At 67.6% G+C, this 26,822-nt stretch carries 13 protein-coding genes and 2 pseudogenes; 5 read left to right on the top strand and 10 right to left on the bottom strand.

Features of this window, described 5'->3' with window-relative positions:
* Window positions 1-394: 394 nt before the first annotated feature.
* From Q4I23_RS13330 to Q4I23_RS13320, 3 genes and pseudogenes are all read left to right on the top strand, one after another.
* A pseudogene (locus Q4I23_RS13330) lies at window positions 395-670 on the top strand (transposase); the annotation flags it as partial.
* Window positions 636-857, top strand: a pseudogene (locus tag Q4I23_RS13325) (transposase); the annotation flags it as partial. The pseudogenes Q4I23_RS13330 and Q4I23_RS13325, both read left to right, overlap by 35 nt.
* Window positions 858-1,293: 436 nt before the next feature.
* Window positions 1,294-3,693 carry a glycosyltransferase gene (locus Q4I23_RS13320; protein WP_498526527.1) on the top strand — a complete coding sequence of 800 codons (2,400 nt, stop codon included), beginning with the start codon at window positions 1,294-1,296 and terminating at the stop codon, window positions 3,691-3,693.
* A gap of 12 nt (window positions 3,694-3,705) precedes the next feature.
* Here the strand turns inward: Q4I23_RS13320 and Q4I23_RS13315 are convergent, their stop codons facing one another.
* Window positions 3,706-5,298: a radical SAM protein gene (locus Q4I23_RS13315; protein WP_498526526.1), complete on the bottom strand. Its 1,593-nt coding sequence runs from the start codon at window positions 5,296-5,298 to the stop codon at window positions 3,706-3,708.
* 59 nt (window positions 5,299-5,357) lie between these two features.
* Window positions 5,358-5,636, bottom strand: coding sequence for a hypothetical protein (locus Q4I23_RS13310; protein WP_498526525.1), 279 nt, complete (start codon window positions 5,634-5,636; stop codon window positions 5,358-5,360).
* A 372-nt stretch (window positions 5,637-6,008) separates the two neighbouring features.
* On the opposite strand from Q4I23_RS13310, the gene Q4I23_RS13305 reads away from it, so the two are divergent.
* Window positions 6,009-7,301, top strand: a complete 1,293-nt coding sequence (locus Q4I23_RS13305) for a nucleotide sugar dehydrogenase (protein ID WP_498526524.1) — start codon at window positions 6,009-6,011, stop codon at window positions 7,299-7,301.
* Window positions 7,302-7,388: 87 nt separating this feature from the next.
* Here Q4I23_RS13305 and Q4I23_RS13300 read toward each other — a convergent pair whose 3' ends face one another.
* Complete coding sequence (locus tag Q4I23_RS13300; protein ID WP_498526523.1) at window positions 7,389-8,876, bottom strand: glycosyltransferase; 1,488 nt, start codon at window positions 8,874-8,876, stop codon at window positions 7,389-7,391.
* Window positions 8,866-9,855 carry a lysylphosphatidylglycerol synthase transmembrane domain-containing protein gene (locus Q4I23_RS13295; RefSeq protein ID WP_498526522.1) on the bottom strand — a complete coding sequence of 330 codons (990 nt, stop codon included), beginning with the start codon at window positions 9,853-9,855 and terminating at the stop codon, window positions 8,866-8,868. The genes Q4I23_RS13300 and Q4I23_RS13295 overlap by 11 nt, the downstream gene beginning before the upstream one ends.
* 330 nt (window positions 9,856-10,185) lie before the next feature.
* Between Q4I23_RS13295 and Q4I23_RS13290 the strand changes: the two genes are divergently transcribed.
* Window positions 10,186-11,628, top strand: a complete 1,443-nt coding sequence (locus tag Q4I23_RS13290; protein ID WP_498526521.1) for a hypothetical protein — start codon at window positions 10,186-10,188, stop codon at window positions 11,626-11,628.
* A 13-nt stretch (window positions 11,629-11,641) separates the two neighbouring features.
* On the opposite strand, the gene Q4I23_RS13285 is transcribed toward Q4I23_RS13290, so the two are convergent.
* From Q4I23_RS13285 to Q4I23_RS13260, 6 genes are all read right to left on the bottom strand, one after another.
* Window positions 11,642-12,475 carry an FkbM family methyltransferase gene (locus Q4I23_RS13285; RefSeq protein WP_454021074.1) on the bottom strand — a complete coding sequence of 278 codons (834 nt, stop codon included), beginning with the start codon at window positions 12,473-12,475 and terminating at the stop codon, window positions 11,642-11,644.
* A gap of 189 nt (window positions 12,476-12,664) precedes the next feature.
* On the bottom strand, window positions 12,665-14,917 hold the full coding sequence (locus Q4I23_RS13280) for a glycosyltransferase (protein ID WP_498526528.1): 2,253 nt from the start codon (window positions 14,915-14,917) through the stop codon (window positions 12,665-12,667).
* A gap of 2 nt (window positions 14,918-14,919) precedes the next feature.
* The gene (locus tag Q4I23_RS13275; RefSeq protein ID WP_498526520.1) at window positions 14,920-16,593 is read right to left on the bottom strand and encodes a glycosyltransferase; all 1,674 of its coding nucleotides are present in this window, start codon (window positions 16,591-16,593) and stop codon (window positions 14,920-14,922) included.
* Window positions 16,590-17,630 carry a UDP-glucose 4-epimerase GalE gene (gene galE / locus Q4I23_RS13270; protein WP_454021076.1) on the bottom strand — a complete coding sequence of 347 codons (1,041 nt, stop codon included), beginning with the start codon at window positions 17,628-17,630 and terminating at the stop codon, window positions 16,590-16,592. The genes Q4I23_RS13275 and galE overlap by 4 nt, the downstream gene beginning before the upstream one ends.
* Window positions 17,631-17,746: 116 nt before the next feature.
* Complete coding sequence (locus Q4I23_RS13265) at window positions 17,747-22,435, bottom strand: glycosyltransferase (RefSeq protein ID WP_498526519.1); 4,689 nt, start codon at window positions 22,433-22,435, stop codon at window positions 17,747-17,749.
* A 149-nt stretch (window positions 22,436-22,584) separates the two neighbouring features.
* Window positions 22,585-26,517 (bottom strand): glycosyltransferase, encoded by a 3,933-nt coding sequence (locus tag Q4I23_RS13260; protein WP_498526518.1) that lies wholly within the window; start codon window positions 26,515-26,517, stop codon window positions 22,585-22,587.
* Window positions 26,518-26,822: the final 305 nt, after the last annotated feature.

Here is a 26,822-nt window from a genome sequence, read left to right as displayed (position 1 = left end):
TCTCTATACTGGCGCTGTCGCTTTAATTCGCTCCGGCGCGGGTGGCGAGGCTATTTCCACCAGCTTTTGTGCTACATTGTTTCATTGGAATGGATAACAGGCGGTAAATGCCGCTTTTCCAGGGCAATCCGAACACCGCATCGACGAGGAGGAGCGAATCGCATCTGCCTTGCGGAAGAACCGGTGGAGAAGGAACCGGTGTTGGACGACAGCATCGGCTAGAGAACAGCGGGTCACGTCCCTGAACGTGGTGTAGAGAGCTGTGGGGAACCGGCCCGCCGAAGCGCCCCCCAGAGCTGGCGTAGGTGGGCCGGTTGTCCACAGCGGGGTGGTCATCGTGGGTCTCCGGTAGAGTCTGGTCACCACACCTCAACCCGACCGAAGGGTGACCACGATGACCGACGAGATGATGGCGCTTCGCGCGCTGCTGGAGAAGAGCCCTGACGCTGACGTCTTGCGCGAGATGATCGGCTTCGCAGCCGAGCGGCTGATGGAACTGGAGGTGCAAGGCCTGACCGGCGCCGCCCACGGTGAGCGCTCCGCCGAGCGGCTGGTTCAGCGCAACGGCTACCGCGAGCGTGATTGGGAGACCCGTGCCGGCACCGTCGAGCTGCGCATGCCCAAGCTGCGCAAGGGCAGCTACGAACCCGCTGGAGCGGCTGAACGGCGAGATCAAGCGGCGCACCGAGGTGGTCGGCATCTTCCCCAACGAGGCGGCGATCACTCGGCTGATCGGTGCCATTCTGCTCGAACAGAACGATGAATGGGCGGTCCAGCGGGCGCGCTACATGACCCTGGAAACCATCGCCCCCTTGCGCGATGATCTCGCCCTCACGTTGCCCGCTACGGCCGCGTGACTGTCCGAGCCAGACCTGCCGAAGACCAGATGAGCGCCCCGGCTCCCACACCATGCCTCGGGACACGACCGGACAGCGCTCTTGCCGGGGGCCTGAACGTCCGATCTGAAGCGGTAGCGCTTACCCTGGACGATATCCGCAATTGCACCCTCGGCCTCGTCCGGAAATCAGGCGGTAAGTCTGCTACTGCCCGTGAAACCTCCGCCGCGATCTTCAGAGCCATTGTCCACATTGTTCAAAGAGTATGAATCGGAGCGCGCCGCCCGCCCGCTGGATCGGGTGGATCTCTATCTTGTACGGTCCGTGGGCAGGACGTACAACAGCGGCACCACGCTCCCTTCAAGCTTTCCGGAGCGTTCGGCCCGCAATCGGTCGGACTTCGCGCTCCGCGTTTCCCAAATCCCGCGGCCCCGCCCGCTCCAGGCAGGATAGCCACATGTCGGACCTTTCCCCCCTCAGCTCTGCACAGCGTCACCGCTACAAGGAGGCCGATGTGATCTTCGTGGCGCAGGACGGCTTCGCCCTCGCCCCGGCACGGGTGCGTTGCTACAGCTTCGCAAAGCTTCTCCGGCAAAAGGGTATAGCGGCGGAGGTTCTGTCTTTCGTCGACCATCTCGGTGCGAAGTTTGGGGGCGGTCCGGTCGCACAGATCCCCGAGGAAGAGAAGCTTCGCCTCAACCTCCAGGCCTTCGATATCCTGGCTGAAAATCCCCATGCGGTCCTGTACGTGCAGAAGGCCGGCTATCACGTGCTGTCTTGCTGTATGGCGGCCGCGCGTCATGGCAACAAAATCATCTTTGACTACGACGACTATGACGTCGACACGTCGCCCTACTGGCGTCTCGAGCCATGGTTTCCTTCCCTGCGGCCCGACGTCCTGTTGTCGTCGATGACCGCGCGCGCGGATGCCTGCGTGGTATCCAGCACCAAGTTGCTTGAGCTTGTCGGGCGTAACCGGCCGAACACTCATCTCGTCCATACCGTTGCCGACCTTGAGGATTTCAACCCCTCCCACAGGCACCTGCCGCGCCAGCGTTTTGGGGACAGGGTCAACATCCTCTGGTGTGGGGATGTCTGGGGCTCGTTGGTGCTGCGGGACATTTTTTTCGCCATTGATGCCTTCGCGCTGATCCCACCGGATGTCCGTGCGGGCGCTTGCTTCCACCTGATCGGATTCGGCCGGGCCTGGCCGGAACTCAAGCGGCGCGTGGCGCAACGTTATCCGGACATCGACAACATCGTCTTTCACGAACGTATCGCGCCGGAACGGTTCAGCGAGGTTCTTGCGGAGATGGACATCGGCGTTCTGCCTTATGCGGACACTATGTTCAACGCCTGCAAGAGCCCAACGAAGATGTTCGAATATCTGTTGGCGAAAGTGGCCGTGTGCGCCACACCGGTGGGCGAAGTGGTTCACTGCCTTGAGGACGGCGTTTCCGTGCTGCTGGCAGACCATTTGGAAGGTTTCTCAGTGAATCTTGGGCGGCTGATCGCTGACCACGGCCTGCGCACACGAGTCATCGAGGCCGCTTACGAGCGCGGCGTGCGCGATTTATCCCTGCAAGGCATCGGTGATCGTCTGGTCGGCATCGTCCGGCCGCTGATGCAGGCGGACGCGGCATCCGCCGGGCCGAGCGTTGAGGACCATCTCGCGCAGGCGCTCGGCCGAGCGCAGGAGATGAGCCCGCGAGAAGTTGCCATTGCCCGCGGTGACCTGAGAATCGTCCTGCGGGCAGGTGATCTTGCTGAGATCGATCCGATGCGCTGGACAGCCCCGTTGATCGCGCTGCTCAACTGGCCGGGCGTGGAGCGCGCCGAGGCGATCACCGCGCAACGGCTCGGCCAGATCAAGAAAGTGGCGGCCCGGTCGCGTAATGCTGTGCGCGTACGAGCCGAGAGCAATCTGCCGTTGACCGAGCGGCCCGCCGGCCCGCCGGCCCTCAGCAAGGTCACGGCATCCGAGGACTGGGAGTCACCTCCCTGGTTCGCGTGGGTGGACCGCTACAAGGTTGGCTGCTCCACCTTTCCGCGCTACCTCGACGACGAGACGACCGACGCACCCCGGGTCAATGCCTTGGACCGCCTCGACCTTGTCTACAACTTTTACAAGCGCAGCTGTGGGGCGTGGTCGAGGGGGCAGACCGTTTACGCTCTGGACCGGCTTGGATTGTTGACCCGCGTGCAGGATGCAGCGGTCATTGCTTCAAACCCCGACGGCATGCCCGCGTTCCTGTCGAACATTGTCCATCACGTCGATGCCATCAACATCGGCACCGAAGCGTCTGAGCATGCGCGTCGGGTCGCACGTGGCGAAACGGATCGCTGGCGGCTGGTTTCACGCCCTTGCGATGCCGAGCGGCTTGCCGTTCATCACCTTGGCCGGTTGGACGGCGCAGATCTGGCGGGAAAGCGTTGGGATATCGTCGTGGTCCCGGATGGGGCCGTGTTCCTCCACGGTTTCGTAGCGACGATGGCCTGGATCGACGCGCGGCTGCGAGACGAGGGATGCCTTGTCCTGACAATGGATGTCCTGCTGAACGGCGCCTGTGGAAGCCTTTGCGGCCCGACGGGCATTCCTGCCCGTCTCGCTACACCTGAGGGGTTGAACCGCCTGTTTGAAGAACTGACCGGACTTCGGGTGGAAGGAGCGTTCGACGGTTCGGTCAGCGATGCCACGTTGGATCGGGTGGCCCGGACCGATGGGCCCGGGACCCCCCACTTCGTCAGACAGACCGGCGCCACATTTCACATGCCGGCGGTCTGGACGCTGCGCAAGCGGACCTTCACACCGATGGACAGTTGGAGCGAACTGGCGGCGGAGGTCGGGGCAGTTTGACTTCCCTTTGGCTCAGCCACCCGTGGGCTGGTCACCGCGTTGGCGGCGGGTCCGGACCAGAGCATCAACCTTTTCCCGGAAATGGCTGGTGGCGACAAGCGGCTTCTGCACGCAGTTGCGGCAAAGCGCGCCAAGGTTGCCGGTCAGCAGTTCCCGTCGCAGATCCTGGATCGGTTCGGCGTTGAAGATTGCGTCCATATCCGTCCCGACGAGGGCATAGTTGGGGCGGAACATCGGAGCGCCATAACAGCAGGAGAACACCGTGCCGTCATAAGTGAAGACGATGTGCGACCAGGGCTCCAGGCACAGGCGCGTTTTGCCTGGAGGCCACCCATCTGCCGAAATTTTCCCTTGGGTCGACGTGTCCGGAGTGTCGACGGGCGTGGCCAGTTCTTCGGAAGCATCGGGCTGGAGCAGGCAGGCGGCTAGGCAGTCCGAAACCTCATCGTCCACCTCGACGCTGATGTCAGCGTCGATGCCGATTTCGAAGGCGCGTTCGAAGGCTGCCGCAACCGCAAGAGCCTGGTTCCGGTTCAGTCCGGTGATTCCGGACAGGGTCGGGTCGAAGGTTTTTCCGTTTAACGCAATGTATCGGACGCTCCTGATGCCGAGCGCCGCGGCCATTGCGGCAACGCGGTCTACCTGCGCAACGCTCTTGTTCGTGACGACAGCCTGTATGTTGAAATTGGGTGGCTCGCGTCCTTCAGCCATGGCCGCTGCCTGGATCTGGGCAATATTGAACACGACCTTTGACAGGCTAGCGCCGACACGGACCGATTTGAGGACTTGGCTGTCAACGCTGTCGAGGCTGACGTTGATATGAAAGAATCGGGAGAGCGTTTCGGCCTCGTCCCAGCGCAGTTCCCGTGCAAGATTGGTGGTTATCCGCATCTGGCCGCCAATGGCTATGAAGCGCTCTGCCTGCTGCTGCCAAGCTTTTAGAATCGTTGTCTCGCCCGCCCCGCCGCCCAACTCTATGGATACTCCGGGATAGGCTTTCAGCGATGCGTGGACCTGATCGACAAGCCACGTTGCCGTTTCGCTCCAGTCTTTCCGCGACGTGTTGTGATGGGGGCAATAGCCGCAGCGCAAATTGCATCGTTCCGTCAGCGGAAGATCCACATAGCAGTCGCTATTGAACGAGATGGTCGACAATTCTGCCAAGGCGTCGGCCGAATCGATGGAGGGAGCTTGGAGTGCTCCGGCGTTGCAAGGGATGGGAGAAGGAGTTTCCATTCCGCAGGCTGCCGTGGTGGGAGACAACTTGGCCCGGAACTTATTCAGATTGCGCCATGATAAGGGCGCATAAACCAGAATGTTGTAATTGATATTACCATAAGAGCGTATAGTTGCTTCAATCTCCCGACAGTATTGAGATGTGATTAGGACTGCGCTGTCGGGAGGTGTTTCAGAAAAAAATTCCTTTGCAGTGAAAATTGGCAAGCCATTGAGAGTTCCTTTTCGGAACGAATCGATGAATCCAGAAACAGATATTCCAAAAAAATGTTCTATCATATGATGCGCTTGAACTCCGCAGTCGCCGGAACCAAACAGATAAACACGGCGACCTCTTAACGATTCGATGGTATTTATGATTTTATTCATAATATTCGATCCTATTCAGATTTTTGCAATGCAATTTAGTTCGTTATATTCATGTTATGTCATAATAGAAAGGCATCCCCCTGATTATGTAGAAGTGATCGCGCTTGAATGACAATCGGATAATCTTCGCCTTCGGAGGAACTTTCTTGCGATCGTGTTTGGTCAAATGCAGAATGCACCAAACCTCTCACCGCTTTTGGCAGATGGTTGCAGGTGATGATTTCCAAAACACCTGGATCCTTTTCTGACAAGGGCCGCAGAATGCCGTCGAACTCGTCATAAAACGGCAGCGCATCCTGGCTGATCTCGTTGGGCTTCAGCCTGTGCGCTATGGACATGTTCGATGCTGATCGTGATGTTATCGAAGGTTGATTTTGTGTGGGTTGACGTGTTGGAAAGGGGATAATCTCGAGAAAGCAAGGATGGATTGTATCACAAACGTGCTGATGGGTGCGGAAATGTCGCTTTATTCCTCAAAAAATCCTGCATAGGTGGTCTTAATGGATTGTGACAAGTGATAGCTCAGATAATCGGAAGCCGATCTTCGGAAAAGTGATAAGCGCATCATAAAGAACAACTCAAGCGAGATATCGGTTGAGGCCAGTCACTTAGCGGCTCCCCCCGCACGGGCGGAGCGTGTATAAGAACAGCCCTTTCCGTCCCGTTTCCCATCATTCCCATTGTTCGTCTTCCAAGGAAGCCACGCCATCATGCTTCACTCCCGCCGCATCTCGGTGATCGGACTCGGCTATGTCGGCTTGCCAGTGGCCGTCGCGTTCGGGCGGGCAGGTGTGCCCGTCGTGGCCTTCGACATCGATGCGCGCCGCATCAAGGCTCTGCGGGACGGGCACGACCACACGGGCGAGGTGGCGGACATGGATCTGGCTGCGGCCAAACTGCACCTAACCGACGACCCGGCGGATCTTGCAAAGGCCGACTTCCATATCGTCACGGTGCCTACCCCGATCGACGACGCCCGGCGTCCAGACCTGCGCCCGCTGCTGGCCGCTAGCCGCACCGTCGGGCGGCATCTGAAGCGCGGCGACGTGGTGGTCTACGAATCAACCGTCTATCCCGGCGCCACGGAGATGGATTGCGTACCGGTGCTGGAGGCCGAGTCCGGCCTGAACTATGGACGGGACTTCACTGTCGGCTATTCGCCGGAGCGCATCAACCCCGGAGACAAGGAGCACCGGTTCGAGACAATCACCAAGGTGGTCTCCGGCTCCGATCCGGCGACGCGGGCGCTCGTCGCGGCGGTCTACGGCAGCGTGGTGAAGGCCGGCGTGCACGAAGCCGCCTCCATCGCCGTGGCGGAGGCCGCCAAGGTGATCGAGAACACCCAGCGCGACGTCAACATCGCGCTGATGAACGAACTGGCGGTGATCTTCCACCGCATGGGTATCGATACCCGTGACGTGCTGGCCGCCGCCGGCACCAAGTGGAACTTTCTGAAGTTCCAGCCGGGGCTGGTCGGCGGCCACTGCATCGGCGTGGACCCCTACTATCTGACCCACCGGGCGGAGCAGCTCGGCCACAACCCGGAAGTCATCCTGGCAGGCCGGCGCATCAACGACACCATGGGCCAGTATGTGGCGCAGGAGACGGTGAAGCGGCTTCTCCGTGGCCGCGCCGGGCAGGCCGGGCCGCTGCGCGCCACCGTGCTGGGGCTGACGTTCAAGGAGGACGTGCCCGACATCCGCAACACCCGGGTGGTGGACATCGTGGCCGAGTTGAAGAGCTTCGGGGTGGAGGTCGCCCTTCACGATCCGCTGGCTTCGGCGGAAGAGGTTACCCACGAATACGGCCTGACCCTGACCGCGCGGGACGCCCTGCCGCCCGCCGACGCGGTGGTGCTGGCCGTTCCCCACGCCGTCTACCGGGCGGAGGGCTGGGGGCTGGTGACCGGCCTGCTGAAGGACCGCCGTGGCCTCGTCATGGATGTAAAGGGCCTGCTCGACCGCGGCGGCGTGCCGGACGGCGTGGATCTTTGGCGGCTGTAACCGCGGCCCCACACCGAACCTCGACATGAAAAAGCCCCGGACCGAGCGAACGGTCCGGGGCTTTCCAATTCCAGCCGATGGCGGCGGTCAGAACGCCTTCAGCTTCTTCCAGGCGAACAGAACCATGCGCAGCAGCAGCCAGCCGTGGCTGAAGCGGCTGATCTGCGTCTCGCCATAGCTGCGGTCGGCGTAGCGGATCGGCACCTCGACGATCTCCAGGTTCAGCTTGGACGCGCCGAAGATCAGGTCGAAGTCGCCGAACGGGTCGAAGTCGCCGAAGTAATGGCGGTTCGCCACGATCTGGTCGTAGTCGCTCTTCCACAGCACCTTCGTGCCGCACAGCGTGTCGGTGAAGCGTGTGTTCAGCAGGAAGGAGAAGATGCGGGCGAAGGCGCGGTTGGCGATCCAGTTCAGGAAGCGCATGGCCTCGTCGTCCATCGGGTAGACCAGACGCGTGCCGTTGATGAACTCGCCCTGGCCGGACGCGATGGCGCGGTAGAATTTCGGCAGGCTCTCCGGCGGGACGGTCAGGTCGGCGTCGAGGATGATGAGGATGTCGCCCCGCGCCGCGTTGAAGCCGGCGCGCACCGCGTCGCCCTTGCCCTTGCCGGGCTGCTTCATGACCTTGATGTCCCAGTCCGGATAGGCGGCCTGGACGCGCAGGCATTCCTCGTAGGTGTTGTCCTTGCTGTTGCCCTCGACGTAGATGACCTCCAGGTCCGGGCAGAAGCGCGGCAGGCGGCGGATGGCGTTCTCGATATTGCCGCGCTCGTTCCGGCAGGGGACCAGCACTGTGCAGGATGGTTGCTTCTCCGGCACCTGCGGTGCGGGGCGGGCGACCACGTAGTTGCGCAGGCACAGCTTCCGGACGCCGGGCAGCGGGGCGACGCTGCGGTTGATCAGCGTGCCCAGGCCGAGCAGGCGGCGCGGCACGAGCTGGCGCCACTCCCGCTTCACCGGCTGCCAGCCGGCCAGCGTCAGAAGCCCGGCGATGTCGGCGCTCGACAGCCAGTTGAGCTGGCCCTGGGGCATCTTGAGTCCAAGCTTCTCGGCAAGGCCCAGAACCGGCTCCCACAGGCGGGAGTGGTAGCTGACGATGATGCGGGTGCGCGGTGTCGCGAAGCGGTGCAGGTGGCGCAGCGTCTCCTCGATGTCGTCGAGGAAGCCGATGGTGTCGGACAGCAGGATCACGTCGAAGGTGCCGGTGACCGCCGCCAGGATCGCCGGGTCCTCGGCGTTGCCAGTGTGGAACTCCAGCCCCGGATGGCGCTGCCGCGCCCGCTCGACCATCGCCGGGCTGAGATCGATGCCCACGCCACGGGACGGTTGCAGGAAAGCCAGAGTGTTGCCCGTGCCGCAGCCGACCTCCAGCACCGAGGCGTTCTCCGGCACGAGGAAGCGCAGATAGGCGCGGTCGGCCTCGTGGAAGGCGCTGTTCCGCTCGACCCAGCGATCGCGCTCCGCCGCCAGCCGGTCGAACAGCTCTCTCACCCCCTGCTGACGGGGCGACAGGGTGCGCGTTTCGCCGGTGGCGGGGGCGCCGGCCACGGTTTCCTCAAGGGCTTCAACGGTCATGGGTACGGTCCGAAACAGCGTTTCCGGAAGCGTTTCGGCTTCCGCGGGACAGGGCGAGCCAGGCGAGGCCGCCGGGAAGGGCCGTCAGCGTCACCGACAGCCCGATCATCAGGGAAAGCAGAAGGGCGTCCTCGAACGGAACGCCGAACAGGGCGAAGCCGGCCACCATGGTGCCCTCGCGCACACCCCAGCCGTTCAGCGAGATCGGCAGCGCCGTCGCGATGATCGCGGTCGGCATCACCGCCAGGATGTCGAACGGGCCGAGGGACAGGCCGATGGCCCGCGCGTAGAGCAGGGTGGCGGCCAGCGTGCAGATGTGGACCAGCACGCTATGGCCGAGCGCCTTCAGCGTGGCCGGCGCCAGGAAGGCGGCGCGCAGCCGCGCGACCAGCGTGAAGGCGGCGTTCACCAGCCGGTGCGTGCGCAAGGCGCCCAGCAGCGGCAGGCGGTCGATGGACAGCCCGGCGGCGAAGCCCGCTACCCCCAGCAGGACCAGCGCCGGCAGCATCCAGGCCATGTCCGGCGGCACGACCGCGGCCAGCCGCGGCAAACCGGCGAACAGCAGCAGGCACACGCCGAGCAGGGCGAGCAGACGGTCGAGCACCAGCGCCAGGATCACCGCGCCGGGCGATTGTCCCTCCTTCCAGGTCAACCAGCCGCGCACCGCGTCGCCGCCGATGGCGCCGGGAAGCACCTGCCCGAAGAACAGGCTGGCGGTCATCAGCATCAGCGCCTTCACCGGGCCGATCACCAGACCGGTGGCGCGGCAGGCGGCGCGCCAGCGTTCGCCGGCGAAGAGGACAGCGAGGAAGCTCAGTCCCAGCCCCAGCAGAAGCGGCCCCGGAGGCGCGTTCGCCAGCCGGTGCGCCATGCCCGCCCAATCGGCCTGGGCCATCAGCCAGCCGATCAGCGCCACCGTCAGCCCGACCTTGCCCAGAAGCGGCAGGATCTTATGCCCTGAACGGGAAGGGATGGACAAAGCGGCTTCGGATCTCATCGACACGACGTTTGGATTACGGAAGGCGGGCGCACTGTAGCCTTCCACCGGTAAGATTGCTATGCCTTCCGCAATTTCGCCCCTTTCGCGGGCGCGCCGCATCTCCAGGGAAACCGCCCATCCATGCACGGCCCGTCGGATACACCCGCCCGCATCGGCAGGATCGCCGTCCTGCTTCTTCTCCTCCCTTCCCTGCTTTGGGTCCTCACCGACCGTCACGTCTGGCCGTGGGATCAATCCTGGTACGGGGAAGTGAGCGCGGATTTGTGGAGCACGGCCGTCCGCGACGGTCTGGCCGCTTGGGGCCGGCTGATGCTTCACGCGATTGCCAGCAAGCCGCCCGCCGTGGTCTGGATCGGCCAGTTCTTCGCCCCTCTCAACGGCCTGTTGGGATGGGAAACGGCGCTGCTGCTGTCCATCCTGGCGACGCAGGCCGCGTGTCTGGCGCTGCTCTGCGCCAGCCTCGTCCGGCTTCTCGAGCCGCGCGGTCCGGCGGGATGGGCGTCTGTCGGGGCCGGCGTGCTGACCATGGCGGCGAGTCCCCTGTTCGTCGGCATGACCCACCAGTATTTGGCCGAACCGGTCCAACTCCTGTCGGTCTGCCTGTTCCTGTGGATCGCGGTCAACCGGGGGGGGATGGGACGGCTCCGCCTGATCGCTTGGCTCGCCCTGGCGACCGCGCTGGGGCTGGCGGCCAAGACCACCAGCCCGGTCTACGTCTTCGGCTTCGGGCTCGTCGCCCTGGCGGGGCTGGTCCGGCAGCCTCCGGCCAAGCGGGTGGAAAACCCCGTGGCGACCGGCCTGCTGGTGGTGGCCGCCGCTGGGATGACGGCCCTCACCGCCAGCTGGTACGTGGTGAACGCCGAGCACACCTTGCGCCACGCGTTCCAATCGGCGACCGGCAGCGTTGCCCTCCACTACGGCACCGTGGGCGATTTCTCCACCAAGCTGGTCTTCTGGCTGGGCAGCCTGAAGGCCGCGCTGTTTCTGCCGGACGCGGCCGCCGCCGCCCTCCTCGCGGCGCTGGTGGTCCTTTCCCTCCTGGCGTGGCGGATGCTGCGGGGACGCTCCGCGGCCACTCCGGACCTTGCGCCCTCCGTTCCGCTGGTGATCGCGGCGCTTGTGCAGATCGCCGTCGTCCTGACCGCCTTCAGCCTGAACATCAACGAGGAAAGCCGCTTCCTCCTCCCCCTGTTCCCATCGGTCGCCCTGCTGGTGGCTGTGGCTGTGGCGGCGACGGGGCGCCCCGCGGTGCCGGCGGCGGTCGCCGGCTTCCTGGCCCTGCAGTGGGGGGCCGTCCACGCGATGGCGCTGGGGTGGCTGCCGCTCCATGCCGGCAACCCCTGGCTTCAGGCCCGGGTGACCGACGGAGCCCGCCTGTCGGTGGTCGAGCGTCTGGCAGAGGCCACCTGCCCATCCTCCGAAGCCGGACGCATCAACCTGATCGGCACCGAACAGCCCTGGCTGAACGCGAACACGCTGTCCTTCCTGTCCGCGCGCGGGCGCGCGGCGGTCGGCTGGCGCTGCTACTACACCAGCCTCGGCTACGCGCAGACCGACGTGGACAGCGCCTGGAAGCGTCTGGCGGACATGAACATCAATCGGATCGTCATGCTCGATTCCGATCTGGAGCGGCAGGGCGATTTCCTGAACCAGATCAACGGTCCGATCCGCCGCCGGCTGGAAGCGGACGCCGCCTTCCAGTCCCAGCCCTTCGAAGGGGGCATGACGCTGTTCCTGCGCAAAGGCCCCTGACGGTGAGGAGGCGTCACGGTCCGGCGTTCAGAACCCTGGCCGTCGTGGCGTGGACGTCGAACCACTCCCCCTCGGGACCCTTGTAGACGTGGTCCTCGCCGCGCACGCCGGACAGGAAGTCCGCGCGGACGTCGGCGAGGGAGCGCCATCTGTCGGGGGGTAGTTCATGGCCGAACAGGCCGGAGTCGTTCCCGTTGAACGAGGCGGGGACATAGATGCCCTCGCGGGCCGGTATGGGCGGGGTGTACTGGGCCTTCAGCCGGGCGCTCTGCGGCACGATCTGGAAACGATCGTAACCCAACGCGTGCAGATCATCGATGCACGCGACCCCGTATTCCTCGACCGAGACGAAGGCTGGACGCGCCGTAAGCGCCCGCATGTCGGACAGGATCAGCCGGTCCGCCCCTTCGACGTCGATCTTCATGTAATGGGGCGTGCCGAAGCGTTTGAACAACGTTTCCACCCGGACGCATGGGATGCGTGTGATCTCGAAGCGCGTTCCGTCCCTGCACCCATAGGCCGGATCGAAGGAACTCCAGTGGTCGTTGTCCAGGTTGGCGTAGAAGGGAAGCTCCTTCTCCTCGCTCCATATGCCGACGTTCAAGATCGTGAGCTGGCCGCGCTCGGCGTACGAGGTGAACAATTCGGCGTTTCTTCGACTGATGATCGGATTCGCTTCGACCGCGACGACGTTGAAGCCTTTCCGAAGATAGAAGGTGGAATCCTCCCCCTTGTTCATGCCGAGGTCGAAGACGACGTTTCGGCAGACCGTTCGGCGATCAAGGGCGCGCCATATCCGCAGTGATTTTCTGAATAATTCCTGAGCGCTTCCTGAGAATGCAAGCATGGTCCCCCCTCAAGCTTTGGCGCGTTGTAGGAAAAGGATTGGCAAAAATGCTTGCGTGCTTCGGAAATTGACCTTTCTGTTCCAGGAATACGGGCTCCCATGGTTGGGGGCAACCGGGACTTTTGGCCGGTACCCTTATGGGCAGGGATGCCTGTTTCCTGTCTTCGGACCGCTTCTGTTATTGCGCGGTCAGCGCCGTCCGGCCAGCCACCGTCCAATCCAGCGCACCGGGGCGGTGAGCCGCCAGGAGGTCGAGCGGTGGACGGCGGCCAGTTCGGCCTCCAGCCATGCCGCCCGGTCGGCCAGGGCCGGATCGCTGGAAACCGAACCGGGCGGCTGGGCGGGTGCCGTGTCGGCGGCCTGCTTGAGGCCGAGAGCATGGAGCAGCAGGGGGCGCCAGTCCGTCGGGGCCACCGCCAGATAGGGGCGGACGCTGCGCAGGAAATTGTCGGCGCGGGCGCGCTGGGACAGCAGCATTCCGCTCGACCGGCGGCGGTACCAGTAGAGCGGCTCCGGGACGCACTCCACGCGGTGGCCGGCCAGGGCGGCCTTGGCGAAGAACTCCCAATCCTCGTGTCCCAGCCCATGCTCCTCGGTGAAGCCGCCGAGCGCCAGGAAGGTGTCGCGCCGGACCAGCGCGTTGGCGTCGCCGAACACGTTGTTGTAGAAGCCCGCGGCCACCGCCCCGCCCAGCGGCAGCCAGACCGCCGCGGGCGTGGTGCCCGGCGCGGGCGGATCGTCGCCCTCGAACACCTCGGTCACGCAGGTCAGCACGTCGGCCCCGGTCCGCCGGGCCGCCGCGACGAAGGTCGCCACCTCCTCCGGGCGGGCCAGATTGTCATCGTCCAGGAACAGCAGATACTCGCCCTGCGCCTCCGCCGCGGCCCGGTTGCGCGCGGCGCCCAGGTAACGGTTGTCCTGACGGATCACGCGCAGCCGCCCGGCATGGTCCCGTTCCAGACCGTCCAGAAGCGCCGGCACCGCCGGGTCGGTGGAGCCGTCGTCAACCACCAGCACTTCGCAGCGGGGATGGCTCTGCGCGAGGGCCGAACCCACCGCCTGCACGAGGTCGCGCGGCCGGTTGTGATGGGCGATGCAGATCGAAACCAGCGGCGGCTCGCCGGGCGCGTCCTCCGTTGCCGTTTCGCTGGCGGCGATCCAGAAACCCGCGTCGTGCGCCTTGCACCAGCCGGCGCGCGTCTCGGCGAAGGGGACGCTGGGGCGGGCGACGCGCGCGCCGTCCGTCAGCACGGCGGCCAGACGCCGGGCGAGCGTCGCTCCCGGCCCGTCATAGACGGTGTCCGCCCGGTCGTCGGGATGGATCAACTCGGCGATTCCGCCGGTCGCGCGGGCAATGAACGGCACGCCGTGGGCCAGGGCCTCCAGCACTGTGTAGGGGGAATTCTCCAGCCGCGACGGCATGACCGCCAGCCGCCCCGGCTCGGCCAGCAGGGCAAGCGCCGCTGCGGTGTCCCTGTCGCCGACGATGGCATGGGGGAAAGGCCAGCGTCCGGCGCGCACGGCCAAGACCGCGGCGACGTCGATGTCGGCGCGCGGCGCCAGCTTACCGAGGAAGGTGACGCGGGCGGGCAGCGGCCCTCCCGACGCGACCAGCCGGTCGAGCGCGTCGCAGAAGTCGAACAGGCCTTTGCGTGGCTCCAGTCGCCCGAAGAAAACCAGCTCCTCCACGGGGCGCCGGGGCGCTTGCGTGGCGTCGGGCCCGTCCGGCAGGCTGAGGATGTTCTGTTGCACGACGGAGCGGGGCGGCAGGGTCCAGCCCGCCTCGGCCATCCAGCGCAGCATGAAGGCGCTCGGGCTGACCAGCACGTCGGCCCACTCGACCGAGCGCCGCTCGCAGAAGTCCGTCACGACATGGTCGAGGGACGAGACCATCTCGCCGTTGCTGATCCGGTGCCACAGGGTGGGCGAATGGGCGGTCACCACCATGACCGTGTCCCGATGCGCGACGCCCTGGCGTCTGGCGGCGAGCGCGTAGAATCCGGTGCCGCCCCACTCCGGGAAATGAACGATGTCGAAGCGGCGTTCGCTCAGCCAGCGGTGGACGCGGTAGGCGACCTTGGGCGTGTGCATGGCTTCGATGACCGCCGGCTCCTCGGGCAGGGGAACCAGCGTGACCCCTTGCGCGGCGTAGCGGTCGATCCACGCCTCGACGCCGTCGGTCTCGCTGTGGCGGCCATGGGTGTAGAGGATGGTGACGCTGTGCCCATGGCCGGCGAGCGCCAGGGCCATCTCGCGGTAGGCGGTGCCGATGCCGCCGTTGCGGATCGGTCCGGCGATGTCCGGCGTCACGATGCAGACCGTCCGGGGCCGTTGCGGAACGGTTCTCCCGCTGTCCTGCGATTCGCTCAGCGCTTCGAGGCCCGTCAGGAAGGAAGCCGCAACCCGGACCGGTGCGGTCACCGGCGGTGCCTCGGATGTCATGGTCACGGCAGCAGGCCTTCCGATTTCCGTCCGAATCCCAGCCGGTAAGCGGCGCGGACCAGCAGGCGCAGCGGCGCCCCGGCATCCCACCAGCCCGACAGCAACGCTGCGGCCAGCCGGTCGAGCTTCTCCGGCGCCGGGGTCCCGGGCGGGGGCAGCGCCCCGCTCAGGGGGCGGCCCAGGACCCGCCGCGCGGTCGAGCCGCGCACCCGGGCGAGCGTGCCCTCGATGCGACGGTCGATGGCCGCCAGATCGGCGCGGCTGCGGTCGAGTTCGGCTTGTAAGGCGGCCTTCTCGTCGTGCAAATCCCGGCAGAGCGTGTACAGGCCGTCGGCAAAGCCCGCATCCGCACGGAGCGGCGCCGCGACGGTGCCGCCAGCCGGGGCCGCCTCCCCCGCTTCGGCCCGCCAGCCACTCTCCTCCAGCATCACGGAGAACAGCCCCTCGTAGCGTTCCGCCTGATGGCCGAGGGCGAACCCCGCCTCGATGGTCCGGCGCGCGGCTTGGCCGCAGGCGGCGGCCACCGCCGGGTCCGTCACCAGATCCAGGACGGCCCGTGCCAGGGCCGCCGGGTCGAAGGGCGCCGCCAGCCGGCCGTTCACCCCGTCTTCCACCACATCCGGAAGGCCGCCGACGGCGAAGCCGGCGACCGGGGTGCCGCAGGCCATGGCCTCCAGCATGATGTTGGGCTGGTTGTCCTCCAGCGAGGGCAGGACGACCGCGTCGGCGGCGGCGTAGGCCGCGGCGAGCCGCCGGTCGTCGCCGATGTAGCCGAGATCGTGCAGCCGCACCCCCTGCTCCGACAGCTCCGGCGCGGCAAGGCCGAAGGTCGCGACGGTGAGGCGCCCGGCGTCGAGCAGCGCACGCCCCCGCCCCTCCTCCCGCATGTGGCGGAGCATCGCTGTCAGATGCTCGAAGCCCTTGCGGCGTTCGCCCGCGTGATAGGCCCCGAACAGCAGCACACGGTCTTCCGGGTCGAGGCCGAAGGCCCGTTTGGCATCCGCCTTGGCGGCGGGGACGAACAGATCGGTTTCCAGGGCGTTGGGAAGGACATGCACCCTGCCCCCGGCGAAGACTCCGCTGCGCCGCGCCGCCTCTGCCAGCCAGACGGAGGGCGAGGCGGCGGCGACGTTCGGGCGGGCCAGACCCGCGCGCTTGCCCTCCAGCACCCGCCCCGTCACGCGCAGCGGATCGCCGGACAGCTGCGGACAGGGCGCGCAGCCCGCGGCGTAGCCCTCGCAGCCCGCCGAATAATGGCAGCCGCCGGTGAAGGGAGCCATGTCGTGCAGCGTGAAGACCACCGGAGGGCCCAGGCGGGCGAGCGCCGCCAGCCCGCCGGCGGACAGGAATTCCGCGACCCAGTGGATGTTGATGACGTCGTAACGCCTCAGAACCGGCATTTCGGCAAGGGCGCAACCCACCGTCTGGGCCGTGAAGACGGTGTTGGACAGGTCCGTCCGGCGCCCAGCGATGTAGGACCCGAAGAACCAAGCGGCGTCCCCGGCGCCCGATTCGGCCACGGGGCGCACGCCGATGCTGCCCGCCGGGTCGGCGTCATGGTCGAGGCAGAACAGGTCCACCCGGTGGCCGCGTTCCCGCAGTCCCCGGATCAGGCGTCGCATGGCGCGCGGCGCTCCGCCTCGGGCGGGGTCCTTGCTGAGGACGGCGATCCTCATCGCGGCGGGGCGGCTCCCTGGCGTTGAAGCGAGCGCTCCCAGTCGAGGGCGTTGCGGACGATCACCTCCAGATCGTCGTGCTTCGGCACCCAGCCGAGGCTTTCCCGGATGCGGGTGGCGCCGGCGACGAGCTGCGGCGGATCGCCGGCGCGGCGCGGCGCGAACGAGGCGGGCACCGTCTCGCCGCTCACCGTCTCCAGGGTGCGGACGACCTCCTGCACCGAGGCGCCGCGGCCATAGCCGCAGTTCAGCAGCAGGCTCTCCCCGCCGCGCCGCAGGTGGAGGAGCGCCAGCACATGCGCATCGGCAAGGTCGCTGACATGGATGTAGTCGCGGATGCAGGTCCCGTCGGGCGTCGGGTAGTCGGTGCCGAAGATCGACAGCGCCGGCCGCTGGCCGAGCAGCGCTTGGCAGGCGACCTTGATGAGATGCGTGGCGGCCGGCGTCGCCTGCCCGGTGCGGCCCGCCGGATCGGCTCCGGCCACGTTGAAATAGCGCAGGATGACGCTGCGCAGGCCGTGGGCGGCCCCGACGTCGCGCAGCATCTGCTCGGTCATCAGCTTGGAGGCGCCGTAGGGGTTGATCGGAAGGGTCGGGGTGTCCTCGCCGACCGGGACCGTTTCCGGCGCGCCGTAGACGGCTGCGGTGGAGGAGAAGACGAACTTGTCGACGCCCAGCCGAACGCAGGTGTCGAGCAGGGTCAGGCTGTTGAGGGTGTTGTTCCGGTAATAGGCGATCGGATTCGTCACCGATTCCGGGACGACGATGGAGCCGGCGAAATGCATCACCGCATCGACGGCGTGCTCGCGGATCACCCGTTCCAGCAGGTCGACGGAACCGATGTCGCCTTCCACCAGCGGCACGGCCTCCGGCACGGCCGCGCGGCGGCCCGTCGACAGATTGTCGACCGTCACGGCGGGGATGCCGGCATCGGTCAGGGCGTGAAGGACATGGCTGCCGATGTAGCCCGCCCCACCGGTCACGAGAACACGGCTTTGCGCCACCGCTTCGCCCTGCGTCACCGCTTCGTAAGACATGTCAGCATCTTTCCTTCTGTTTCGCCCGATGTCCGCGCCACCCGGGGCTAAAAGATCGCACCGGCGCTGTCAACATGGCCCGAATGATTGGTCCGTCCGCGAAGCTCATTGGATTCTCAACGGAAGAGTGGTGCCTCCATCAGGCGGAGCTGGTAGTCGGACAGCCTCTTGTCCCGATCGAGACCGGCCCCCAGCGTGGCCAGCGTCTCGCGGTAGCGCTCCTGCATGCGCGGGGTGGAAAAGCCGTCGAGGATCCGCGCCCGGGTCAGGACGGGCAGCTCCGGATCGGTGGCGGCGCGGGCCAGGACATCCAGCACCGCCCGCGCCAGGACGTCCGGATGCGCGTCCGCCGGAACCAGGGCTCCGAGGCGGTCGTCCAGGCACTCCGCGGTACCTCCCGTGTCGGTGGACACCACCGGCACCCCTTGCAGCATCGCCTCCATGATGACGAGCGGCAGCCCTTCGTAGGCCGAACTGACCAGAAGCAGATCCATGGCTGCGATGAAGGGATCGGCATCGGCGTGATAGCCGGCGAAACGGATGCACCCGGCCACGCCCAGCCGGTCGGCGGCGGCCTTCATCTCCTCCATCAGTTCGCCGTCCCCGACCACCAGGAAATGCAGGTCCGGCTCCGCCTGGGCGAGCACGGCGGCGGTTTCGATCCAGCGCAGCGGGTCCTTCTGGGCGGCCACGCGCCCGACGAATCCGATGGTCCGGGCCTCCAGGGGGATGGAGAAGGTTTCCCGGATGCGGCAGCGGTGCGCCGCCCGGTCCTCCGGGGCGAGCGCGCGGGCCGGGTCCACCCCGCAATGGATCACCTCGAAGCGGTCCTCGTCCAGGGCATAAGTCCGGGTGGCGTGGTCGCGCAGCTCCCGCGTGATGACGAAACGGCGGTCGAGTTGGTCGTGGTGCAGCACCGACGCGCGAACCCAATCCCCATCTTTGCAATGGAGGTGCAGAAGATCGACCGCGCGGACCGTGTCGGTGATGGCCTTGAGCCGCTCGACGAAACGATAGCCGAGACCGCTGTTCCGCACGAAGACGAGGTCGGCGGCCCGCGCCATGGCATAATGCAGGCAGACGGCCTGCTGCTCCTCGGCATCCGGGGTGAGCGACGGCAGCAGGACGACCTCGTCGACGAGCGTTCGGTAGCGGTCGAGCCAGGGATGCTCCCCGGCCTGCTCGACCAGCAAGGTGACGTGGAAACGGTCGCGTGGCAGGCCGGCCAGGATTTCCAGATCCACCCGCTCGGCTCCACCGATGGCGCAGTGGGGAATGAAGAACAGAACGCCGGTGCGTGGGTCCCGCCATTGCGTGGGCGGGAACGGCAGGGGCGTGTTGGGCCGGCGGTAGCGGTCGGTGGGCACCCCGACATGCGTTTGCCAGACCTCGGCCAAGGCGCAGATTTCGGGCCGCAGACCGTCGAACGGCGATTCGGGCGCGATCAGTTTCCAGCCCGAGCGGTCGACCGGCGGGCGGCCGTAGAGGCCGGGATTGCGCTGCCGCAGCCGCTCCAGCATGTCCTCGTGGCTGGTCTCGCGGGCCAGCTTGGTGCGGTTGCCGAGGTTGTGGCGCCGGTAGCGGAACAGCGGTTCCGGAACCAGGTAGCCCTCATGGCCCGCATCGATCAGCCGCAGCCAGAAATCGTAATCCTCGTAGCAGTCGGTCAGGCCCTCGTCCATGCCGCCGACCGCGATGTAGACGTCGCGGCGGATCAGGCAGGAGAAGGCCAGATAGTTCTCGCGGGTCAGCCGTTCGCGGTCGAACGGGTCGAGGCAGACCCCTTCGATCGCCCCGAAATGCACCACACCGGAATAGATGAAGGCAGTGCCGGGCCGGGTCGCGGCGGCCAGGGCCAGCTTCTCAAGGGCGGTCGGGTCCAGCAGGTCGTCGCTGTCGAGATAGAAGATGTACTCGCCGCGAGCCGCGAGCGCCCCCGCGTTGCGGGTGGCCGGCAGGCCGCGGTGCGGACAGTCGAGCACCCAAAGGTCCGTCCGCTCCCGAAGGCGTTCGAGCATGGCGAGCGAGTCCGGATGCTCCGACCCGTCGTTGGCCAGGATGACCTCGAAGTCGCGCATGGTCTGCGCGCCGAGCGAGGCCAGCGTTTCGTCCAGGAACAGATGGCCGTTGTAGAAGGGGATGATGACGGACACCAGCGGGCGCCATTCCGCCTTGCGTTCCGCCACGGCGTCCAGCCGGTAGAGCGGGGCGTTCAGATGCCGGATGCGGCCGGCCAGGAAGCGCTGCCGGCGATGCGCCTCGTGCGTCATCGTCACGCCGTGGCGGCGGTGTTCGAAGGCCGGCACGGGAACGCACAGGCCGTACCCTTCCATCGCCGACAGGGCCAGCCAGAACTCCCAGTCCTCGTAGCCGAACAGCATCTGTGGACGGTATCCGGGCGAACGCCGGAACCAGTCGCCCCGCACCAGCGCGCAGACCGAAGGATGGTTCGCCCACAGCAGGTCGTAGGCGTTGTAGGGCTGCGGCGCCCAGACAAGCTCCGTGTCGCCGAAGAAGCGCTGGTGGCAGTAGGCAAAAGCCCGGTCGGGGTTGGCCTCCAGTTCGGCCAGCAGGGCGGCCACCGCCACCGGCGCCAGACGGTCGTCGGCGTCGAGGAACATCAGATAGTCGGCGTCGCTGAGCGCGGCGCCGTTGTTGCGCGCCGCCGACAGGCCCTGATTGACCTGCCGGTGAACGCGCACGCGCGGCCCGGCCAGGGCGTCCACCGCGGCCCGCGTATCCGGGTCCGTAGAGCCGTCGTCGACCACGACGACGTCGACCCGCGGGTAGGTCTGGTCGAGGACGGACCGGACCGCGTCCGCGACGTAGGCGCCGTAGTTGTAGCAGGGGATGACCACCGTCACCCGTGCGCTCGACCCTGCGACCAGGGCATCGATCGCACGGGCCGGCTTCCTCAGAGCGTGGGACAGAGCGCGGTTCTCGTTGCCCCGCTCCGCCGGCGACCGCGTTTCCGACGGCTGATCCGCCGGGCGCGCGGGCGGAGCTCCCCGCGTCAGGTTGGTCAGAAGGGCAGCCCGCAAACCCGGCCAATCCCGGCGCAGGGTCAGTCCAACCGCCCGGCGCGCCTTGCGCGCCACGCCGCGCAGGAGTCGGCTCGACAGGCGCAGCGGTGCGGTCACCCGCCAGGAGGTGCTGGCGGCGACCGCGTTCAGCTCCGCCCGGTGCGCCGCCTTCAGGGCCTCCCGCTCGTTCCGCGCGGCGTCACGTTCGGCGGACAGACGCCCCACCGCCGCCGTGTGTTCCACGGACAGGCGGGCAAGGGTTTCCTCATACTCACCGGCCACAATGGCGATGGCGGTCTGGCGGTCGGCGATGGCGGCGTCCCGTTCCGCCAGCAGGTTTTCCACCTGTGCGTTCGCCGCGGCGTCCCGCTCCGTCAGCAGGTTTTCGAGATTTCCGTTCAGCCGTGCGAGGCGTTCGGCCTCGCGTGTCAGGGCGGCGACCTGCCCCTCGTTCCAGCGCAGCGCCGCCTGGGTCTGGCCGAGCATGCCGCGCACCATCAGCGAGCGCCGCAGCCGGGCCTCCGGCGTCGAGCCGTAGGTGTCCCGGCACGCCTCCGGCGTCGCGAAGCGCTGCCAGAAGGCCCGGTCCGCCCACGGCTCGTAGGGCACGAAGCCCTTCGCCTGGAAGTCGGGCAGGACGGCCCGCTGCTCCGGCCCGGCCAGCAGGGCGGCGAAGCGCGAGAAGCTGCTGTTGGCCAGCACCAGACGGTCGGCGCGGGCGAGCAGCGCGAAGTCCAGCACGTGCGCCGGCATCCCCGTCGCCGCCCGCAGCGCCGCCGCGTCGAGCTGGGCATAGTCCTCGAACTCCGGCAGCACCGCCCCCGGATCGTCGGTCGCGATGTGCAGGATGGGGTCCGCCAGCGTCGGCCACACCGCCTCAAGCCAGGCGCGGTGCCAGAGCGTCGGCACGATGCGGTACCAGGGCAGCTCGCGCTTGTCGAAGCCGGCGTAGTCGCCGCGCCGCACATGCAGGACGACCAGCGTCCGCCCCTGCGCCCGCAGCCCCGCCACCGCCGCGTCGACGGGCTCGCTCCAGTCGGCGCGCAGGCGGAACAGGCGGCGCAGGAAGTCCCGGTGGCGCGTCCAGCTTTCCGGCACCTCCTGGAAGTAACCCCAGAAATCGACGCCGACCGGCGGGGCGTCCATCGCCCACAGCGCGAGGTCGTCGTCGTCGAAGCCGTAGAAGCGCAGCTCCGGATGCGGCTCGGCGCCGGGGCGCGGGTCGGACAGGCCGAACAGCCCCTCGCCCTCCCAGGCGGGCACCGCGATCCCCGCCCCGGCGCGCAGCCCGTACAGGCGCAGGAAGGCGTACTGGAAGAGCTGGTTGGCGAACCGGCCGTTGCCGCCCAGCGTGGTCATGCTGACCGAGGCCGGGCCGTTCCCCCCGGCGAGCGCGGGATCGGCCAGCCGGCTGGAGCGGACATAGGCGCGCAGCTCCCCGTCACCCCGAAGGGGAACGAAGCCGCGGTCGAACAGCGGCGCGCTGAGCGGCGGCCGGGCGGCCTCGCCGGCGACCAGGACGACGGCCAGGGCGTCGAGCGCCCGCCCGTCGGTGTCGGCGGCGAGCAGGGCGCGCACCGCCTCGTCGTCCCCGGCCAGCAGCCCGTCGATGGGCGTGCCCTCCGCGGCTTCGGCCGCCAGCCGCTCGACCCAGGAGGCCGGCGGCCCGTCCAGTGTCAGCGTCTCCGCTCCCTCCGCAATCGCACCCAACGGCCCAACGGCCGCAAGGCGCTGCACCCGGACGCCCGCGCGCCCGATCCGGTCAAGGGTTTCGAAGGTCATTGGAGTTCCTGAGCAGAGCACGCCACACCGTTTCGCGCGCGCACCTTAAACATCCCGCCACACACCGGCAAGGAGCCTCGGGACCCAGCCGAGGCTCCCGAGGGGGCTCGCGGGAAGGCCATGGACACGCCGTTCCGGAGCCCTCGGGCCTACGCCGGAATGGTTTCGGACAGAAACAGCCGGCGATAGCTGGCCGCCATGCTTCGTGTGGTCAGTTTCTCCTCGAGGACGGTGGCGCGCGCCCGCCGCCGCATCGCGGTGAGGGCCTGGGGGTCGGCGACCAGGGAGCGGACCAGGGACGCCGCCTTGGCCGGGTCGCCGATCGGCAGAATGGTGCCGGTTTCGCCCGCCCGAACCAACGTCGCGACATCGCCCACATCGGTCGCCGCGGCGGCCACCTCCATGGCCATCGCCTCCACGAGGACCATCGGCAGACCTTCGATGTCGGAGGTCAGGGCGAGGAGATCGAGAGCGGCGTAAAGGCCGGGCATCTCGCCGGCGTCCCCGTGCGGCCGCATCGTCAGGCGCTCCTCCAGTCCGGACACCCTCGCGGCCGCCCGCACCTCCGACGCGAGGGGGCCGTCGCCCACCATCACGAAGCGCAGGCGCGGGTCGTCGCCGAGGAGCGACGCCATGGTCACGAAATCGACGGGCCGCTTCTCCGCGCTCAGCCGCCCGACGAAGCCGATCAGGATGCCGTCGTCCGGGCAGCCAAGCCGGGCGCGGGCGGCGGCCCGGTCGTGGCGGGACGGGTTGAAGCGTTCTTCGGTGTCGATGCCGTTGCGGATGCAGACGATCTTCGCCGGATCGACCTTCCGTTCCAGAAGGCCCGACCGCACGCGCTCGGCGATAGCCACATGGGTGTCGATGGCGTCGTCGTTCTCGACGCTGAACCGGATGTAGCCGTCGCCCCAGGCGTTGTGGAGCAGGTTGAACATCCGCAGCCGGGGATTGGCCTTCTTCAGGGCGCGCGCCGCCAGATAGCCGAGGGCGGAGCCGGAAATCATCGCCTGCTCGATGTTCCAGGCGCGGACGGTGGCCTGAAGGAACGCGATATGGAACTCCGCATCGAAGAGCTGGGGCAGATGGTAGAGGCGCCGCGTGAAGGCGCGGAAGCGGTCCGCCCAGGCGTTGTCAGCCGGCAAGGTGGTGACGATGACGATGTCGAAATCGTCGCGCACCGCCTCCAGGATGGTCAGCAAAACCGTCTCCGATCCGCCGACCTCCAGCCACGGAACGATCAGCAGGAATCCCGGTTTCGCTCCCTTGCCCGCCGCCGTCCGGTCGAGCCAGTCGAAAGGGGTCGCCGATGGCAACGGAGCCATGGATGCGCGGACGTCGGCGCGGAAGGCCGGCTCGAAGACTTCCGGGTTGAGCATACGGATGCGTCCGATCAGCTCCTGGTGCATGTCCTGCGCTTCCGCGGTCATCGTCCGGCCATGGCGGCGATGGTTCATCAGCGGCTCGGCGATGCACCAGCCCTCCACGCCCAGGCTTCCCAGACGAAGCCAGAACTCCCAATCCTCGTAGCCGCCACGCATGACTGGGGAATAGCCGCCGGCCGCCGCCCACAGCGAACGGCGGAAAACCGCCGACACGCTGACGTGGTTCTCGATGGTGATGCGTTCCAGGTCGAAGGGCGCCGTCCGCCAGATCCCCTCCTCGTCCCCGAACAGGCGCAGCCATGAATAGACGAAGCCGACATCGGCGCGCGCCTCCATGACGGCGACTGCCTTTTCCAGGTAGGAGAGTTCGAGAGTGTCGTCGGCGTCCAGGCAGCAGACGTAGGTTCCCCGCGCCAGGGCGATTCCGTTGTTCCGGGCCATCGGCAATCCGGCGTTCGCCTGACGCAACACCGTGACGCGGGGCCGGTCGAGCCGGTCCAGGACATCCTTCGTGAAGGGATCGGTCGAGCCGTCGTCGACGACGATCACCTCCAGATCGGTCAAGGTCTGGGCCAGGACGCTGTCCACGGCCTCCTCGACGAAGCGCCCGTAATTGTAGCAGGGCACGACCACCGTCACGAGCGGCGAGCGGTGGGGCTGGGGCGTGCGCAAAATGCCGGCCACCAGCGTGCGGCGGGCGGGGACCTCGCCGCGGCCGATCCACACGTTGCCGGAGAAGGTGAAGGGAAGCGCCGCGGCGACGGCGGGAGGTGCCGGAACCGGCGGCTCCAGAAGGGGGGGCGCCTTCACCATCCCCACGGCCATGATTTCCCGAGCGGCGATTTCCCGAGCGGCCTCGGCCCCCGCCGGCGCGGCATCCATCGGAAGGGATTGCCCGCTGCGGTTCAGGTTGGCCAGCACGGCGGCCTCAAGCCCCGGCCAATCCCGGCGCAGGGCGAATCCGACCCCCCCGCGGGTTTTGCGCACCGCGCCGCGCAGGAGTCGGCTCGACAGGCGCAGCGGTGCGGTCACCCGCCAGGAGGTGCTGGCGGCGACCGCGTCCAGCTCCGCCCGGTGCGCCGCCTTCAGGGCCTCCCGCTCGTTCCGCGCGGCGTCACGTTCGGCGGACAGACGCTCCATGGCCGCTTCGTGTTCCATGGCCAGATCGTCAATGGCGTCCTCATACCGCGCGGTGAGCCGGGCGGTGGCCGTGGCCTGTTCGGCGGTCAGCCGGGCGGTGATCGTGGCCTGTTCGGCGGTCAGCCGGGCAATCGCGATGTCGCGCAGCGTCAGCAGGTTTTCGAGATTTCCGTTCAGCCGTGCGAGGCGTTCGGCCTCGCGTGTCAGGGCGGCGACCTGCCCCTCGTTCCAGCGCAGCGCCGCCTGGGTCTGGCCGAGCATGCCGCGCACCATCAGCGAGCGCCGCAGCCGGGCCTCCGGCGTCGAGCCGTAGGTGTCCCGGCACGCCTCCGGCGTCGCGAAGCGCTGCCAGAAGGCCCGGTCCGCCCACGGCTCGTAGGGCACGAAGCCCTTCGCCTGGAAGTCGGGCAGGACGGCCCGCTGCTCCGGCCCGGCCAGCAGGGCGGCGAAGCGCGAGAAGCTGCTGTTGGCCAGCACCAGACGGTCGGCGCGGGCGAGCAGCGCGAAGTCCAGCACGTGCGCCGGCATCCCCGTCGCCGCCCGCAGCGCCGCCGCGTCGAGCTGGGCATAGTCCTCGAACTCCGGCAGCACCGCCCCCGGATCGTCGGTCGCGATGTGCAGGATGGGGTCCGCCAGCGTCGGCCACACCGCCTCAAGCCAGGCGCGGTGCCAGAGCGTCGGCACGATGCGGTACCAGGGCAGCTCGCGCTTGTCGAAGCCGGCGTAGTCGCCGCGCCGCACATGCAGGACGACCAGCGTCCGCCCCTGCGCCCGCAGCCCCGCCACCGCCGCGTCGACGGGCTCGCTCCAGTCGGCGCGCAGGCGGAACAGGCGGCGCAGGAAGTCCCGGTGGCGCGTCCAGCTTTCCGGCACCTCCTGGAAGTAACCCCAGAAATCGACGCCGACCGGCGGGGCGTCCATCGCCCACAGCGCGAGGTCGTCGTCGTCGAAGCCGTAGAAGCGCAGCTCCGGATGCGGCTCGGCGCCGGGGCGCGGGTCGGACAGGCCGAACAGCCCCTCGCCCTCCCAGGCGGGCACCGCGATCCCCGCCCCGGCGCGCAGCCCGTACAGGCGCAGGAAGGCGTACTGGAAGAGCTGGTTGGCGAACCGGCCGTTGCCGCCCAGCGTGGTCATGCTGACCGAGGCCGGGCCGTTCCCCCCGGCGAGCGCGGGATCGGCCAGCCGGCTGGAGCGGACATAGGCGCGCAGCTCCCCGTCACCCCGAAGGGGAACGAAGCCGCGGTCGAACAGCGGCGCGCTGAGCGGCGGCCGGGCGGCCTCGCCGGCGACCAGGACGACGGCCAGGGCGTCGAGCGCCCGCCCGTCGGTGTCGGCGGCGAGCAGGGCGCGCACCGCCTCGTCGTCCCCGGCCAGCAGCCCGTCGATGGGCGTGCCCTCCGCGGCTTCGGCCGCCAGCCGCTCGACCCAGGAGGCCGGCGGCCCGTCCAGTGTCAGCGTCTCCGCTCCCTCCGCAATCGCACCCAACGGCCCAACGGCCGCAAGGCGCTGCACCCGGACGCCCGCGCGCCCGATCCGGTCAAGGGTTTCGAAGGTCATTGGAGTTCCTGAGCAGAGCACGCCACACCGTTTCGCGCGCGCACCTTAAACATCCCGCCACACACCGGCAAGGAGCCTCGGGACGCAACCGCAGCGTTGACCCGCTTCGGATTCTTGACTTTCCGGCGGAATACCGGTCTGGTTTCCGGCCTTCACCAGGGAAGCGGCCGTGCTCGATCAGTCACCCACCCCCGCCGACGTGTCCATCGATGTCCGGAACGTCAGCAAGTGCTACCATATCTATTCACGGCCGCAGGATCGGCTGCTTCAGCTCCTCCTTGGCCGCAAGCGCCGTTTCTATAAGG

Source organism: Azospirillum sp. UFLA03-27, assembly GCF_059803775.1.
Note: the sequence above shows the minus strand (reverse complement) of the source record. Positions and strands in the feature narration are given on the sequence as shown.